Origin of the sequence: Sphingobacterium sp. UBA5996 (genome assembly GCF_002429765.1) — a bacterium.
Taxonomy (GTDB): Bacteria; Bacteroidota; Bacteroidia; order Sphingobacteriales; family Sphingobacteriaceae; genus Sphingobacterium.
Window position 1 is genome coordinate 222,654 of record NZ_DJAS01000014.1, and the last position, 13,556, is coordinate 236,209.

The following is a 13,556-nucleotide window of genomic DNA, read 5'->3' on the forward strand; positions in this document are numbered from 1 at the left end:
CTGCTGAAGAAGCAGATTTAAAAAGTATACGAACATGTTACAGCCAAAAAGAACGAAGTTCAGAAAGATGCAGAAAGGCCGCATGAAAGGTAACGCTTCTCGTGGAGCGGAGTTAGCTTTCGGTTCTTTCGGTATCAAAACAATGGAGCAAGCATGGATCACTAGTCGTCAAATCGAGGCAGCTCGTATTGCGGTTACACGTTATATGAAACGTGAAGGTCAAGTTTGGATTCGTATTTTCCCTGACAAACCGGTTACGAAAAAACCTGCAGAGGTACGTATGGGTAAAGGTAAGGGTGCTCCAGAATACTGGGTAGCAGTAGTACGCCCAGGCCGTATGTTATTTGAAGCAGAAGGTGTGCCTTTGGAAATTGCCAAAGAAGCTTTACGCCTTGCCGCTCAAAAACTTCCGGTTCAAACTAAGTTTGTGATTCGTAGAGACTACGTTGAAGCATAAAATCTTGGTAATGTCATCATTTAAGCGTTAGGGCCGTTACCCCTAACGCTATATATAAACCGATGATAACCCAAATAACAACTGAAAAAACATGAAAAATTCAGAAATTTTAGAATTATCTAATGAGGACTTAAAAGCTCGTCTTGTAGAAGAGAAAACAGCCCTTACAAAATTGAAATTTGCACATGCTGTTTCAGCTATTGAGAACCCTAACGTGATCAAAGCAGCACGCAGAACTATCGCTCGTATCAGTACAGAGATCAGTGCACGCAAAGCTGCAGCTAAAAATGAAACAGCCTCTGAGGCATAAATTTAAAGTCGAAATGGAAAGAAATTTAAGAAAAACAAGAATCGGCTTAGTAGTTAGCAACAAGATGGACAAATCTATCGTGGTATCAGTGGAGCGTAAAGTGAAACACCCGATCTATGGTAAGTTCGTTAAAAAAACTACTAAATTTAAAGCTCATGACGAAACTAATACCTGCGGTATCGGCGATACGGTATTAATTATGGAAACTCGTCCGCTGAGTAAAACAAAAAACTGGAGATTAGTTGAAATTATAGAAAGAGCTAAATAACATGGTACAACAAGAATCAAGACTTAATGTAGCTGACAATAGCGGTGCTAAACAAGTTTTAGTAATCCGTGTATTGGGCGGTACGCGCAAGCGTTATGCATCAATCGGAGATAAGATTGTTGTATCGGTGAAAAGCGCTATGCCTTCAGGAAACGTGAAAAAAGGTTCCGTTTCTAAAGCAGTAGTCGTTAGAACGAAAAAGGAAATCCGTCGTAAAGATGGTTCATATATCCGTTTCGATGACAACGCCGCTGTATTATTAAATAATAATGATGAACCACGTGGTACACGTATCTTTGGCCCTGTGGCTAGAGAGTTGCGTGAGAAACAGTTCATGAAAATTGTATCATTAGCACCGGAGGTTTTATAATTATGGCACAGAAAACAAAAACAACTACGCACAAAATCAAAATTAAAAAAGGTGATTTAGTGAAAGTTATCGCTGGTAACTCTAAAGGTGTTCAAGGAAAAGTATTAACTGTTTTAGTGGATAAAAATAGAGCTATCGTTGAGGGCGCTAACATCGTGAAAAAACACACTAAACCAAGTGCAGCTAATCCTAATGGTGGTATCATTGAGAAGGAAGCTGGTATTCACATCTCTAATTTAGCTGTTATCGATCCTAAAACGGGTGCAACTACACGTGTAGGTCGTAAGTTAAACGCAGATGGTAAATTAGTTCGTTACGCTAAAAAATCAGGGGAGGAAATTAAATAATGACTTACGTACCAAGATTAAAAGTGAAATATGCGGAGGAAATCCGTAAAGCACTTCAAGAAAAATTTCAGTATAAAAGTATTATGCAGGTTCCTAAACTTGAGAAAATCGTTGTTTCACAAGGCGTAGGAGCTGCAACAGCTGACAAAAAATTAATCGATAACGCTATCGCTGAGTTGACTTTAATTACAGGTCAACAAGCTGTCGCTACAAAATCGAAAAAAGATATCTCGAACTTTAAATTACGTAAAGGTATGCCTGTAGGGGCACGTGTTACTTTGCGTGACAACAATATGTTTGAGTTCTTGGATCGTTTGGTAGCCGTATCGCTTCCACGTATTCGTGACTTCCGCGGTATTAACGATAAAGGCTTTGACGGACGTGGTAACTACAACTTAGGTATCACTGAACAGATCATTTTCCCTGAGATCAACATTGACAAAATCAACAAGATCCAAGGTATGGATATCACTTTCGTGACTTCTGCTCAAAATGATGTCGAGGCTTTAGAATTGTTGAAACAATTCGGTTTACCATTTAAAAATCAAAATACTAATAACAATGGCTAAAGAAGGATTAAAAGCACGCGAAGTAAAACGCGCTAAATTGGTAGCTAAATATGCAGCAAAACGTGCAGAATTAAAAGCTGCTGGCGATTACGCTGCATTAGATAAATTGCCTAAAAATGCTTCTCCAGTACGTTTACACAATCGTTGTAAATTGACTGGCCGTCCTAAAGGATATATGCGTCAATTCGGTATCTCTCGTGTAACATTCCGTGAGATGGCTTTAGATGGCAAAATCCCAGGGGTGAAAAAAGCTTCTTGGTAATTAAAAAAAAATACTTAATTTTGCCCGGGCAATTCAACTTAGGATTGCCGGGTTTTTTGCATTTTAAAATCGTTTAACAGATAGAAGGTCCCATACCAACGGTTGGGAGGGAAACCGCTGTCACAAATTTTCATATATAATGACTACAGATCCAATTGCGGATTACCTTACACGAGTAAGGAATGCCATCAAGGCCAACCACAGGGTTGTTGAAATTCCTGCATCGAACCTAAAAAAAGAAATCACTAAAGTTCTTTTTGATAAAGGTTACATTGCTAATTACAAATTTGATGAGAATGGCGTACAGGGTACGATCAAAATCGCATTGAAATATAACCCAATTAGCAAAATTCCGGCTATTCGTACGTTGACACGTGTGAGTAAACCTGGTTTAAGAAAGTATGCAAGCGTTGATACTATGCCCCGTGTTTTGAATGGTTTAGGTATTGCTATCTTGTCAACATCTAAAGGTGTAATGACAGATAAAGAAGCTAGACTTCAAAATGTTGGTGGTGAAGTTTTATGTTACGTTTATTAATCTAGGTAAAAGCACAAAGAAATGTCAAGAATTGGAAAAGCGCCTATCGCTATCCCTGCTGGGGTAACTGTTACTATTTCGGACAAAAACTTAGTTTCAGTAAAAGGTCCTAAAGGCGAATTAACACAACAAGTTGACCGTGACATCACGATTGCTCAAGAAGAAGGCAATATCGTTGTAACACGTCCAACTGATCAAAAGAAACACAAAGCATTACACGGTCTATACCGCTCCCTGTTGGCTAACATGGTTCACGGTGTGACTGAAGGTTACAAAACTACGCAAGAGTTAGTCGGTGTAGGTTACCGTGCTTCAAGTACTGGTAACGTATTAGAGTTAACTTTAGGTTTCTCTCACCAGATTGTTTTTGTATTGCCAAACGAAGTTAAAGTATTAACTACTGCTGAAAAAGGTAAAAACCCTACAATCACTTTAGAGTGTGCCGATAAACAATTGATCGGACAAGTAGCGGCTAAAATCCGTGGCTTCCGTAAACCAGAACCTTACAAAGGAAAAGGTGTTAAGTTTGCAGGTGAAGTATTGAGAAGAAAAGCAGGTAAATCAGCTAAAAAATAATAATCATGGCAGGACAAAAAGCATCTCGTAGAGAGAGAATCAAAAAAGGAATCAGAAAAAACCTTGCTGGAACGTCTGAACGTCCACGTTTATCGGTTTTTAGAAGTAACAAAGGTATCTATGCGCAAATCATCGATGACAATGCAGGTAAAACATTAGTTGCTGCATCTAGCTTATCAAAAGAATTTGCTGCATCAGGTAACAAAGTGGAACAATCTAAAGCTGTCGGTAAATTGGTTGCTGAAAAAGCAGTAGCAGCAGGTATTAATAAAGTAGTTTTTGACCGTAATGGGTACTTATACCATGGCCGTATCAAATCTTTGGCTGAAGGTGCTCGCGAAGGCGGTTTAGACTTTTAATCATAGAAAAAAATGGCATTAAGCAATATAAAAAGAGTAAAATCAAGCGAAATTGAATTAAAAGATCGCTTAGTAAGTATCCAACGTGTAGCAAAAGTTACTAAAGGTGGTCGTACTTTCAGCTTCTCTGCAATTGTTGTAGTAGGTGATGAAAACGGTATTGTTGGTTATGGTTTAGGTAAAGCTAAAGAAGTAACTGAAGCAATCACTAAAGGTATCGATGACGCAAAGAAAAACTTGGTAAAAGTTCCTATTATCAAAGGTACTGTTCCTCACGCACAATATGGTAAATATTCTGGTGGTTCAGTTTTGATTAAACCAGCAGTAGGTGGTACAGGAGTTTTGGCTGGTGGTGCAATGCGTGCAGTATTGGAGTCTGCTGGTATCAAAGATGTATTGGCTAAATCATTAGGTTCTTCTAACCCGCACAACGTGGTAAAAGCAACTGTAGCAGCTTTATCAGATATGCGTGATGCATATACAGTAGCACAACACCGCGGTGTCGATTTGAACAAAGTATTTAACGGTTAATTATCATGGCAAAAATCAAAATCACCCAGATAAAGAGCGTTATCGACAGAAGCGAGCGCCAAAAGAAAACTATTGAGGCATTAGGTTTGAAAAGAATCAACCACTCAGTAGAAGTTGAAGCTACTCCATCAATTATTGGAATGGTACGTAAAGTAAACCATTTAGTAGCTATCGAAACTATTTAATATTAGCATATGGAAGAGGTCTTTTGACTTCTTCCATTACTTGTTATTAATAATCATTATTTTTTAATCGCTAGTACCTGTTTAGTGAGAGCGAAGGGCTAGCACAATTTAGTTTAAAAATGAACTTAAGTAATTTAAAACCTGCAAAAGGTGCAGTAAAAAGTAGCAAACGTATTGGCCGTGGTACTGGTTCTGGTCGTGGTGGTACTTCAACACGTGGTCACAAAGGTGCTGGTTCTCGTTCAGGTCACTCTACGAAAATCGGTTTCGAAGGTGGTCAAATGCCTTTGCAACGCCGTGTGCCTAAATTTGGTTTCAAAAACATCAACCGTGTTGAGTATAATGGTGTAAACTTAGATACTTTACAAGCGTTGATCGAGAAATACAATTTGACAGCTGTAGATTTCGACGCATTGAAAGCTCATGGTTTAGTGTCTAAAAATGACAAAGTTAAAATCTTGGGTCGCGGTGAGTTGAAAGCTAAAGTTGAAGTAACAGCGCACGCGTTTACTGCTTCTGCTCAAAAAGCTATTGAAGCTGCAGGCGGTTCTATCGTTAAAATTTAATAAATGAAGAAACTAATCACAACCTTAACCAATATTTGGAAAATCGATGATTTACGTACGCGTATTCTAAATACCTTACTTTTTCTTTTGATTTACCGTATTGGATGTCACGTGGTATTACCAGGTGTAAATCCTCATGCGCTGGCTTCTGGTCAGAAAGAGGGTTTATTGGGCTTACTGGATATGTTTGCGGGTGGTTCATTCTCCCGTTCAGCTATCTTTGCTTTAGGGGTAATGCCATATATTTCGGCATCCATTGTTGTTCAATTGCTGGGCATCGCGGTTCCTTATTTCCAAAAGATGCAGAAAGAAGGGGAAAGTGGTCGTCAAAAAATGAACCAAATTACTCGCTATTTAACTTTAGGGATTACTTTGCTTCAAGCTTTTGCCTATGTGCGTACTCAGATCGAGCCAAGTGCTAAGACAATTGCAGATCCATTGTTCACTATTCTTACTGCAGTAGTTTTGACAGGCGGTACTTTATTTGTGATGTGGTTAGGGGAAAAAATTACAGATAAAGGTATCGGTAATGGTATTTCTTTGATCATCATGACTGGTATTATCGCTCAATTGCCAAGTGGTATCACTGCGGAATGGGTTTCGAGAATGGCGAAAGGTGGTGGTGGTCCAATTCCATTGTTGCTCGAATTTGTGGCTTTGTTCTTTGTTGTGATCTTTACGATCTTGATCGTACAGGGGGTTCGTAAAATCCCTGTGCAATATGCGAAGAAAATTGTTGGAAACAAGCAAGTCGGTGGGGTGCGTCAGTATATTCCTTTAAAGGTAAATGCTGCAGGTGTAATGCCTATCATTTTTGCGCAGGCAATTATGTTTGTGCCGATGAGTTTGGGGCAGTTCTTCCCAAATCTTCAATCGGAGTTTTTGACTTCGTTGAGTAACTATACTTCTGTAGCGTATAACGTAACATTTGCGGTGTTAATTATCGCATTTACGTTTTTCTATACAGCAATCATGGTGAATCCTCAACAGATGTCGGACGACATGAAGAAGAACGGAGGTTTTGTTCCGGGTATTAAACCGGGATTAGAGACGAGTAATTTTATAGACCGCGTAATATCAAATATTACATTTCCTGGCGCGATTTTCTTAGCGATCATTGCTATTCTTCCTGCTATTGCAAGTTTGTTTGGTATTAATAATCAATTTGCGCACTTCTATGGAGGTACGTCTTTATTGATTTTAGTAGGTGTGGTGTTGGATACTTTGCAACAGATTGAATCTCATTTGTTGATGCGTCATTACGATGGATTAATGAAAACAGGTCGTATTAAAGGCCGTTCGGCTGCGTCTGTTGAGGGAATGGATCATTCGGCAATTTAATTTCTTTAGATGTCTAAAGTATTTTATAAGTCAGCAGAAGATATAGAGCAATTGCGAAAGTCAGCAGATGTTCTTTCGCAATTGCTTGGTGAAATCGCAAAAGTGATTAAGCCCGGGGTAAAGACTATATCTCTTGATAAATTAGCTTATGAGTATATTCATGATAATGGAGGGACGCCAGCGTTCTTAAATTATCAGGGATTTCCATATTCTTTGTGTATATCTGTCAACGATCAAATTGTACACGGTTTTCCCAGCGATTACGAAATTAAAGACGGAGATCTTGTTTCAGTCGATGGAGGTGTTAATTTGAACGGTTTTATCAGTGACTCTGCTTATACCTTTGGTGTAGGTGAAATATCTGAGGAAGCACAATTGTTGTTGGATGTAACAAAGGAATCATTGTACAAAGGTGTTGAGCAGGCTGTTGCTGGTAAGCGTGTTGGAGATATTTCTTCGGCTGTCCAGGAATATGTGAGCAAATTCGGATTCGGAATTGTTCGGGAACTGGTAGGACATGGTGTAGGTTACCACTTACACGAAAAACCTGAGGTTCCTAATTATGGGAAACGAGGTGCTGGCCCAAAACTGGAAGAAGGTTTGGTCATTTGTATCGAACCGATGATCAACGCAGGGCGTGCTGGGGTTCGTTTTTGGGACGATGGTTGGACAGTAAGTACAGTGGATGGAAAATTATCAGCGCACTTTGAACAAATGGTTGCAATCCGAAAAGGAGAACCCGATGTGTTGCTGACATTCGAACATGTTGAGAAAGTTTTGGGTAAAAAGTAATTGGTTTTCAATTATTTTATTTATCTTTGCACTCCTGTTCGCAGGCTTTTAAATTAAATTTAATCGAGAATATATGGCTAAACAAGCCTCAATAGAACAAGACGGTATAATTAGAGAGGCACTTTCTAATGCTATGTTTAGGGTAGAGTTGGAAAATGGACATGAAATCATTGCCCATATTTCTGGTAAAATGCGTATGCACTATATCAAAATTTTACCTGGTGATAAAGTTAAATTGGAAATGTCTCCGTATGATTTGACTAAAGGAAGGATTACTTATCGCTACAAATAGCAGTAAGCCCTTGTATTAGCACAAGCTTTTGAAAAAATAAATATCATGAAAGTAAGAGCATCAATAAAAAAACGTAGCGCGGACTGTAAGATCATCCGTCGCAAAGGTAAAGTTTTTGTAATCAACAAAAAGAATCCTAAGTTTAAACAACGTCAGGGTTAATTCATTAAAAAAATAATAGCTTAATATTATATGGCAAGGATAGCAGGTATTGATTTACCTAAAAACAAAAGAGGTGTGATCGGCCTTACCTATATTTTTGGTATCGGTCGTACAAGAGCTGAATATATCTTGGAAAAGGCTGGTATCAGCGAAGATGTGAAGGTACAAGAATGGAATGATGACCAATTGGCAGCAATTCGTACTATCATTAACGACGAACTGAAAGTTGAAGGAGCATTGCGTTCCGAAGTTCAATTAAACATCAAACGTTTAATGGATATCGGTTGTTACCGCGGATTGCGTCACCGTAAACATTTACCAGTTCGTGGTCAACGTACTAAAAACAACTCACGTACTCGTAAAGGTAAACGTAAGACAGTTGCAAACAAGAAAAAAGCTACTAAATAATAAATAAGAAATGGCTAAAACTAAAAAAGCTGCAAAAAAGCGTATCGTTGTTATCGAACCTGTAGGTCAGGCTCACATTAACGCAACGTTTAATAATATCATTGTAACTTTGACGAATAATCAAGGTCAAACTATTTCTTGGTCTAGTGCTGGTAAAATGGGTTTCCGTGGTTCTAAAAAGAACACGCCATATGCTGCTGGTCAAGCTGCACAAGACTGTGGAAAAGTTGCACACGACTTGGGTCTACGTAAAGTTGAAGTGTTTGTAAAAGGTCCTGGTGCTGGTCGCGAATCTGCAATCAGAACATTACAAACTGTGGGAATTGATGTGACTACTATTAAAGATATCACTCCACTTCCTCACAACGGTTGTCGTCCTCCAAAACGTAGAAGAGTTTAATTAATTTAAAGATAAGATTCATTGGCTATAGGCTGATAGATACTTTAATTGTAAAAAAAAATGGCTAGATATACAGGACCTAAGTCCAAAATTGCCCGTAAATTTAGAGAGCCGATCTTCGGCCCAGATAAAGCGTTAGAAAAGAAAAATTACCCTCCTGGACAACATGGAGCTTCTAAACGCAGAGGTAAACAATCTGAATATGCTATTCAGTTGTTAGAAAAACAAAAGGCAAAATACACTTATGGTGTATTAGAGCGTCAATTCGCAAACTTATTTGCTAAAGCTTCCTCTAAACAAGGTATTACAGGTGAGATCTTCTTGAAATTACTAGAAGCTCGCTTGGACAACGTAGTTTACCGTTTAGGTATTGCTACTTCTCGTGCCGCTGCTCGTCAGTTGGTATCCCATAAACATGTTACTGTTAACGGCGAAGTTGTTAACATTCCATCATATAGCTTACGTCCTGGTGACGTTGTAGCAGTTCGTGAACGTTCTCAAACGCTTGAGGCCATTACAAATTCAGTTGCAGGTCGTACTGTAAATAAATTTTCTTGGTTAGAGTGGAATGCGAAGGAATTGAAAGGTACTTTCTTAAGCTATCCAGAAAGAGCTGATATTCCTGAAAACATTAAAGAGAACTTAATCGTTGAGTTATACTCTAAATAATAAATAAAATAGAAGAATGCATAGTCCAATTTTGGGGTATGCATCTTCTATTGTATTACTATTATTATTACAAATAAAAAATTAAAAGAAAATAAATGGCAATTTTAGCATTTCAAAGACCGGATAAAGTTATCATGCAAAAATCTACGGATTTTGATGGTACGTTTGAATTTCGTCCATTGGAGCCTGGTTTTGGTGTAACCATTGGTAATGCTTTGCGCCGTATTCTATTGTCCTCTTTAGAAGGATATGCAATTACGTCGATAAGGTTTTCTGGCGTTTCGCACGAATTTTCAACGATAAAAGGTGTTGTTGAAGACGTAACTGAAATTATCTTGAACTTGAAACAAATCCGTTTCAAAAAAACAGGTGAGATTGGCGACAACGAAAAGGTATTTGTAGTAATCAATGGTCAAGAACAGTTCTTAGCTGGTGATATCACCAAGTTCTCTAATAACTTTACGGTCTTAAACCCTGACATGGTAATCTGTAACATGGATAATTCAGTGACAATTGAATTGGAATTGAGTATTGCCAAAGGTCGTGGATACGTAAATGCTGATGAGAATAAAGTCGTTGATGCGCCAGTAGGTGTTATCGCAATCGATTCGATCTTTACTCCGATCAAGAATGTTAAATATACCATTGAGAATTACCGTGTAGAGCAAAAAACTGACTACGAGAAATTATTGTTGGATATCTCTACTGATGGCTCAATTCACCCTGAAGAGGCGCTGAAAGAAGCTGCTAAAATCTTAATTCAACATTTTATCTTGTTCTCTGATGAGAATATGCTTCTTGAATCTCAAACTAAAGAAGAAACGAAAGTTGTTGATGAAGAAATCTTACACATGCGTAAGATCTTGAAAACAGAGTTAGTAGATCTTGATCTCTCTGTGCGTGCATTGAACTGCTTGAAAGCTGCTGATATTCGCACATTAGCTGAGTTGGTTACTTACGACGTAGCTGATATGTTGAAATTCAGGAACTTCGGTAAAAAATCGTTAAGTGAAATTCAAGAGTTGGTGAAATCGAAAGGTTTGTCATTCGGAATGAACTTGGCAAAATACAAATTAGACGAAGAATAATTATTTAATAAGCGACCACTATATATAATTCCTCTTGTGCTAATGGCTCAATTTGATGGAATATAAACCATTGAATGTGTAGTAGATTAGGGAATGCAAGAACGGTATATGTAGTATAATAAAATCCAAAATGAGACACGGAAAAAAAGTAAATCACTTAGGCCGTACGGATAGCCATAGAAAAGCAATGTTGGCTAACATGGCAACGTCATTGATCAAACACAAACGTATTACAACTACTTTGGCTAAAGCAAAAGCGTTGCGTACGTATGTTGAGCCTTTGATTACTAAATCTAAAAATGATACGACTCACTCTCGTCGTACAGTATTCGCTTACTTGAAAGATAAAGATGCAGTTTCTATCTTATTCCGCGAAGTATCTGAAAAAGTTGCTAATCGTCCAGGTGGTTATACACGTATCATCAAAATGGAAAACCGTTTAGGTGATAATGCAGAAATGGCTTTCATCGAGTTAGTTGATTACAACGAAATCTACGGTAAAAAGGCTGCTGCTTCTGAGAAAAAAGCTACTCGCCGTCGTGGTGGTGCTAAGAAAGCTGCTGCTGCCGAAACTGAAGCTCCTGCAGAAGTTAAAGCTGAAGTAGAAGGTGAAGAAAAAGTTGACGGAGAATAGTCTTCTTCTGATATAGCATAAAAAAGTCCTCTTTTTAAGGGGACTTTTTTTATTTTATAACCATTCCTACCGTTATAACTAATATATTTGTATTGCTAAAATCTGATAGCTTTTTCTATTACTAGCTATTTCGTTTATCAATCTATAATTCATTAAGATGAAACCATTTAATGTTTATCCCATTAATCCCATTAACATTGTAAAGGCTAATGGATCGACGGTGTGGGATGCCGAAGGAAATGCTTACTTGGACTTGTATGGTGGCCATGCGGTGATATCGATCGGACACACGCACCCACATTATGTACAACGTATCACAGAACAATTGAACCGTATTGGCTTCTATTCAAATTCTGTTGAAATTCCAATTCAGCGTGAACTTGCCCGATTACTAGGGGAGGTTTCCGGTAAGGTTGATTATGATGTATTCCTTTGTAATTCGGGCGCGGAAGCAAACGAAAATGCGCTTAAGCTAGCTTCTTTTTATAACAAACGGAAAAAGGTTATAGCGTTTTCAAAAGCTTTTCATGGCAGAACATCACTTGCAGTGGCAGCAACAGACAATCCAAGTATCGTGGCGCCCGTTAATGAGACAGACCATGTTGTATTCCTTCCTTTTAATGATGAAGAAGCTTTAAAGGCCGCCTTCGAATCATATGGCAATGAAATTTCGTCTGTGATTATTGAAAGTATTCAAGGGGTAGGAGGGATCAGAGAAGCCTCAGTCTCCTTTCTTCGCTTGATCCGATCTCTTTGTAACCAATATAAGGCTGTGTTTATTGCCGACGAAGTACAATGTGGGTATGGAAGAACTGGCTTGTTTTATGCGCAAGACTACTCCGGAGTTGATGCAGATATTTATACCATGGCAAAGGGTATGGGAAATGGTTTCCCTATTGGCGCAATTAGTATTTCACCGAAATTTGAGGCTAGTTATGGCAGCTTAGGAACGACATTTGGAGGAAATCATATGGCCTGCGCAGCTGCATTGGCTGTATTGGAGGTTATCCAACAAGAGAAGCTTATGGAAAATGCTGCTCAGGTGGGACAATATCTTATTGATGAACTTAAACAGATTGAGGAGATTATAGAAGTAAGAGGTCGAGGTTTAATGATTGGTATAGAATTGCCGGAATCTTTGGCTCATGTAAAGAAAGATCTCTTGTTAAAGAATCGTATATTTACTGGAGAAGCTAAGCCTTTTGTCATTCGCTTGCTGCCTGCTTTGAATATTACGAAGGAGCATGCTGATCAATTTTTAGTAGCATTGAAGAAGCAGATCAGTGCAGTAACGGTTGCATAAGACTGTCGCTGGGTTTAATCCATGATGGTTTAGCCTGAGCAGATTTTATTGTGTTGTATTAGTTTAAATATATACTGAGTGTGACGTGTCTAAATATTGTCCGTTGAAGTGCACTCGAATAAATAAATATAGATGAAAAGATTTTTCTCTGTTAAGGATGTACCTAGTATAGCTGACGTTGTTCAAGAAGCGTTGGTTTTGAAGGCTGCACCCTATGATAATCAGGAACTTGGTCAGCATAAGACGTTAGGACTTGTTTTTTTGAATCCGAGTTTGCGTACGCGTTTAAGCACACAAAAAGCGGCGATGAATTTGGGGATGAATGTCATGGTCATGAATATGGATAAAGACGGCTGGGCTCTTGAGACACAGGATGGTGTTGTGATGAACGGGACAACTGTTGAACATATTCGTGAGGCCGCAGCTGTAATGGGTGAATATTGTGATATCTTGGGACTACGGTCGTTTCCAAAACTGAAAGATCGGGAAGAAGATTATAGCGAAGACCTCTTTAACAAATTCATGAAGTACTGTGGCGTTCCTGTTGTTTCCTTAGAGAGCGCAACACGTCATCCGTTACAGAGTTTGACGGATATGATTACCATCACGGAGTACAAGAAAGTTGAAAAACCAAAGGTAGTATTAGCTTGGGCTCCCCACGTTAAGGCTTTACCTCAAGCAGTACCCAATTCTTTTGCAGAGTGGATGTGTAAAGCACAAGAGGAAGGATTGGTCGATTTCACGATAGCTCAGCCTATGGGATACGAGTTAAGTGAAGAGTTTACTGCTGGTGCAACAATATCAAATAATCTCGAGGAAAGTTTAAATAATGCTGATTTTGTTTATGTAAAAAATTGGTCTTCTTATCAGGAATATGGTGAGGTATATGGTGTGGAAGATAATTGGATGATGGATAATAAGAAGCTAAGTTTGACGAATGACGCTAAAGTCATGCATTGTCTGCCTGTAAGAAGAGATCTGGAGTTATCATCTGAGATTTTGGATGGGCCAAATTCACTTGTGATTAAGGAGGCTAGCAACCGTGTATGGGCTGCTCAGGTTGTTTTGAAACGTATGTTAGAGGATTTGGTATAATCCAGTCCTATTGATTATTGAAAAACTATTTTTA

Annotated in this window: 24 protein-coding genes; all 24 read left to right on the top strand. The window is 38.5% G+C overall.

Translation table 11 applies throughout. From position 1 onward, the window contains the following. The first annotated feature begins 34 nt into the window (after window positions 1–34). The 24 genes from rplP (at window position 35) to B3E00_RS11515 (ending at window position 13,522) form a co-directional block, all read left to right on the top strand. A complete protein-coding gene (rplP, locus tag B3E00_RS11400; RefSeq protein WP_046674870.1) occupies window positions 35–457 on the top strand; it encodes a 50S ribosomal protein L16 in 423 nt (140 codons plus the stop codon). A gap of 91 nt (window positions 458–548) precedes the next feature. Beyond that, window positions 549–767: a 50S ribosomal protein L29 gene (rpmC, locus tag B3E00_RS11405; RefSeq protein WP_153844935.1), complete on the top strand. Its 219-nt coding sequence runs from the start codon at window positions 549–551 to the stop codon at window positions 765–767. Window positions 768–780: 13 nt separating this feature from the next. Next, entirely contained in the window at window positions 781–1,035 is a 255-nt protein-coding gene (gene rpsQ / locus B3E00_RS11410) for a 30S ribosomal protein S17 (RefSeq protein WP_046674872.1), read from the top strand. A gap of 1 nt (window position 1,036) precedes the next feature. Further along, window positions 1,037–1,405 (top strand): 50S ribosomal protein L14, encoded by a 369-nt coding sequence (rplN, locus tag B3E00_RS11415; protein WP_046674873.1) that lies wholly within the window; start codon window positions 1,037–1,039, stop codon window positions 1,403–1,405. Between the two features lie 2 nt (window positions 1,406–1,407). Next, window positions 1,408–1,752 carry a 50S ribosomal protein L24 gene (gene rplX / locus B3E00_RS11420; protein ID WP_070570406.1) on the top strand — a complete coding sequence of 115 codons (345 nt, stop codon included), beginning with the start codon at window positions 1,408–1,410 and terminating at the stop codon, window positions 1,750–1,752. Next, a complete protein-coding gene (gene rplE / locus B3E00_RS11425; RefSeq protein WP_046674875.1) occupies window positions 1,752–2,321 on the top strand; it encodes a 50S ribosomal protein L5 in 570 nt (189 codons plus the stop codon). The genes rplX and rplE overlap by 1 nt, the downstream gene beginning before the upstream one ends. Next, window positions 2,314–2,583, top strand: a complete 270-nt coding sequence (rpsN, locus tag B3E00_RS11430) for a 30S ribosomal protein S14 (RefSeq protein ID WP_209577701.1) — start codon at window positions 2,314–2,316, stop codon at window positions 2,581–2,583. Before rplE ends, rpsN begins: the two co-directional genes overlap by 8 nt. Window positions 2,584–2,719: 136 nt before the next feature. Then, window positions 2,720–3,121 carry a 30S ribosomal protein S8 gene (gene rpsH / locus B3E00_RS11435; protein WP_223584601.1) on the top strand — a complete coding sequence of 134 codons (402 nt, stop codon included), beginning with the start codon at window positions 2,720–2,722 and terminating at the stop codon, window positions 3,119–3,121. 21 nt (window positions 3,122–3,142) lie between these two features. After that, entirely contained in the window at window positions 3,143–3,697 is a 555-nt protein-coding gene (gene rplF / locus B3E00_RS11440) for a 50S ribosomal protein L6 (protein ID WP_209577702.1), read from the top strand. After that, window positions 3,694–4,056, top strand: a complete 363-nt coding sequence (rplR, locus tag B3E00_RS11445) for a 50S ribosomal protein L18 (RefSeq protein WP_370877906.1) — start codon at window positions 3,694–3,696, stop codon at window positions 4,054–4,056. Before rplF ends, rplR begins: the two co-directional genes overlap by 4 nt. Window positions 4,057–4,083: 27 nt before the next feature. Then, on the top strand, window positions 4,084–4,587 hold the full coding sequence (gene rpsE / locus B3E00_RS11450; RefSeq protein WP_307188052.1) for a 30S ribosomal protein S5: 504 nt from the start codon (window positions 4,084–4,086) through the stop codon (window positions 4,585–4,587). Window positions 4,588–4,592: 5 nt separating this feature from the next. Then, entirely contained in the window at window positions 4,593–4,772 is a 180-nt protein-coding gene (gene rpmD, locus B3E00_RS11455) for a 50S ribosomal protein L30 (protein WP_046674880.1), read from the top strand. Window positions 4,773–4,891: 119 nt separating this feature from the next. Continuing rightward, window positions 4,892–5,338: a 50S ribosomal protein L15 gene (gene rplO, locus B3E00_RS11460; protein WP_046674881.1), complete on the top strand. Its 447-nt coding sequence runs from the start codon at window positions 4,892–4,894 to the stop codon at window positions 5,336–5,338. Window positions 5,339–5,341: 3 nt separating this feature from the next. Further along, window positions 5,342–6,679 carry a preprotein translocase subunit SecY gene (gene secY, locus B3E00_RS11465; RefSeq protein WP_209577708.1) on the top strand — a complete coding sequence of 446 codons (1,338 nt, stop codon included), beginning with the start codon at window positions 5,342–5,344 and terminating at the stop codon, window positions 6,677–6,679. A gap of 9 nt (window positions 6,680–6,688) precedes the next feature. Next, entirely contained in the window at window positions 6,689–7,471 is a 783-nt protein-coding gene (gene map, locus B3E00_RS11470; protein WP_209577710.1) for a type I methionyl aminopeptidase, read from the top strand. Window positions 7,472–7,544: 73 nt separating this feature from the next. Beyond that, complete coding sequence (gene infA, locus B3E00_RS11475) at window positions 7,545–7,763, top strand: translation initiation factor IF-1 (protein ID WP_002997456.1); 219 nt, start codon at window positions 7,545–7,547, stop codon at window positions 7,761–7,763. A gap of 45 nt (window positions 7,764–7,808) precedes the next feature. Beyond that, complete coding sequence (gene ykgO, locus B3E00_RS11480; RefSeq protein ID WP_013665024.1) at window positions 7,809–7,925, top strand: type B 50S ribosomal protein L36; 117 nt, start codon at window positions 7,809–7,811, stop codon at window positions 7,923–7,925. A gap of 30 nt (window positions 7,926–7,955) precedes the next feature. Then, window positions 7,956–8,333: a 30S ribosomal protein S13 gene (gene rpsM / locus B3E00_RS11485; protein ID WP_209577713.1), complete on the top strand. Its 378-nt coding sequence runs from the start codon at window positions 7,956–7,958 to the stop codon at window positions 8,331–8,333. A gap of 10 nt (window positions 8,334–8,343) precedes the next feature. Beyond that, window positions 8,344–8,733: a 30S ribosomal protein S11 gene (gene rpsK / locus B3E00_RS11490; RefSeq protein WP_046674885.1), complete on the top strand. Its 390-nt coding sequence runs from the start codon at window positions 8,344–8,346 to the stop codon at window positions 8,731–8,733. A 60-nt stretch (window positions 8,734–8,793) separates the two neighbouring features. Next, the gene (gene rpsD, locus B3E00_RS11495) at window positions 8,794–9,402 is read left to right on the top strand and encodes a 30S ribosomal protein S4 (RefSeq protein WP_293881583.1); all 609 of its coding nucleotides are present in this window, start codon (window positions 8,794–8,796) and stop codon (window positions 9,400–9,402) included. Window positions 9,403–9,497: 95 nt separating this feature from the next. Continuing rightward, window positions 9,498–10,490, top strand: coding sequence for a DNA-directed RNA polymerase subunit alpha (locus tag B3E00_RS11500; protein WP_046674887.1), 993 nt, complete (start codon window positions 9,498–9,500; stop codon window positions 10,488–10,490). Window positions 10,491–10,620: 130 nt separating this feature from the next. Further along, window positions 10,621–11,124 (top strand): 50S ribosomal protein L17, encoded by a 504-nt coding sequence (gene rplQ / locus B3E00_RS11505; protein WP_209577717.1) that lies wholly within the window; start codon window positions 10,621–10,623, stop codon window positions 11,122–11,124. 157 nt (window positions 11,125–11,281) lie between these two features. Further along, window positions 11,282–12,427 (top strand): aspartate aminotransferase family protein, encoded by a 1,146-nt coding sequence (locus B3E00_RS11510; RefSeq protein WP_293887612.1) that lies wholly within the window; start codon window positions 11,282–11,284, stop codon window positions 12,425–12,427. A gap of 132 nt (window positions 12,428–12,559) precedes the next feature. Then, window positions 12,560–13,522 (top strand): acetylornithine carbamoyltransferase, encoded by a 963-nt coding sequence (locus B3E00_RS11515; RefSeq protein WP_293884703.1) that lies wholly within the window; start codon window positions 12,560–12,562, stop codon window positions 13,520–13,522. The last annotated feature ends 34 nt before the right edge of the window (window positions 13,523–13,556 follow it).

What these genes read in the sequence shown, in the direction of transcription:
- rplP (WP_046674870.1), top strand. Translation starts at nt 35, where the DNA reads ATGTTACAGCCAAAAAGAACGAAGTTCAGAAAGATGCAGAAAGGCCGC.
- rpmC (WP_153844935.1), top strand. Translation starts at nt 549, where the DNA reads ATGAAAAATTCAGAAATTTTAGAATTATCTAATGAGGACTTAAAAGCT.
- rpsQ (WP_046674872.1), top strand. Translation starts at nt 781, where the DNA reads ATGGAAAGAAATTTAAGAAAAACAAGAATCGGCTTAGTAGTTAGCAAC.
- rplN (WP_046674873.1), top strand. Translation starts at nt 1,037, where the DNA reads ATGGTACAACAAGAATCAAGACTTAATGTAGCTGACAATAGCGGTGCT.
- rplX (WP_070570406.1), top strand. Translation starts at nt 1,408, where the DNA reads ATGGCACAGAAAACAAAAACAACTACGCACAAAATCAAAATTAAAAAA.
- rplE (WP_046674875.1), top strand. Translation starts at nt 1,752, where the DNA reads ATGACTTACGTACCAAGATTAAAAGTGAAATATGCGGAGGAAATCCGT.
- rpsN (WP_209577701.1), top strand. Translation starts at nt 2,314, where the DNA reads ATGGCTAAAGAAGGATTAAAAGCACGCGAAGTAAAACGCGCTAAATTG.
- rplF (WP_209577702.1), top strand. Translation starts at nt 3,143, where the DNA reads ATGTCAAGAATTGGAAAAGCGCCTATCGCTATCCCTGCTGGGGTAACT.
- rpmD (WP_046674880.1), top strand. Translation starts at nt 4,593, where the DNA reads ATGGCAAAAATCAAAATCACCCAGATAAAGAGCGTTATCGACAGAAGC.
- rplO (WP_046674881.1), top strand. Translation starts at nt 4,892, where the DNA reads ATGAACTTAAGTAATTTAAAACCTGCAAAAGGTGCAGTAAAAAGTAGC.
- secY (WP_209577708.1), top strand. Translation starts at nt 5,342, where the DNA reads ATGAAGAAACTAATCACAACCTTAACCAATATTTGGAAAATCGATGAT.
- map (WP_209577710.1), top strand. Translation starts at nt 6,689, where the DNA reads ATGTCTAAAGTATTTTATAAGTCAGCAGAAGATATAGAGCAATTGCGA.
- infA (WP_002997456.1), top strand. Translation starts at nt 7,545, where the DNA reads ATGGCTAAACAAGCCTCAATAGAACAAGACGGTATAATTAGAGAGGCA.
- ykgO (WP_013665024.1), top strand. Translation starts at nt 7,809, where the DNA reads ATGAAAGTAAGAGCATCAATAAAAAAACGTAGCGCGGACTGTAAGATC.
- rpsM (WP_209577713.1), top strand. Translation starts at nt 7,956, where the DNA reads ATGGCAAGGATAGCAGGTATTGATTTACCTAAAAACAAAAGAGGTGTG.
- rpsK (WP_046674885.1), top strand. Translation starts at nt 8,344, where the DNA reads ATGGCTAAAACTAAAAAAGCTGCAAAAAAGCGTATCGTTGTTATCGAA.
- rpsD (WP_293881583.1), top strand. Translation starts at nt 8,794, where the DNA reads ATGGCTAGATATACAGGACCTAAGTCCAAAATTGCCCGTAAATTTAGA.
- B3E00_RS11500 (WP_046674887.1), top strand. Translation starts at nt 9,498, where the DNA reads ATGGCAATTTTAGCATTTCAAAGACCGGATAAAGTTATCATGCAAAAA.
- rplQ (WP_209577717.1), top strand. Translation starts at nt 10,621, where the DNA reads ATGAGACACGGAAAAAAAGTAAATCACTTAGGCCGTACGGATAGCCAT.
- B3E00_RS11510 (WP_293887612.1), top strand. Translation starts at nt 11,282, where the DNA reads ATGAAACCATTTAATGTTTATCCCATTAATCCCATTAACATTGTAAAG.
- B3E00_RS11515 (WP_293884703.1), top strand. Translation starts at nt 12,560, where the DNA reads ATGAAAAGATTTTTCTCTGTTAAGGATGTACCTAGTATAGCTGACGTT.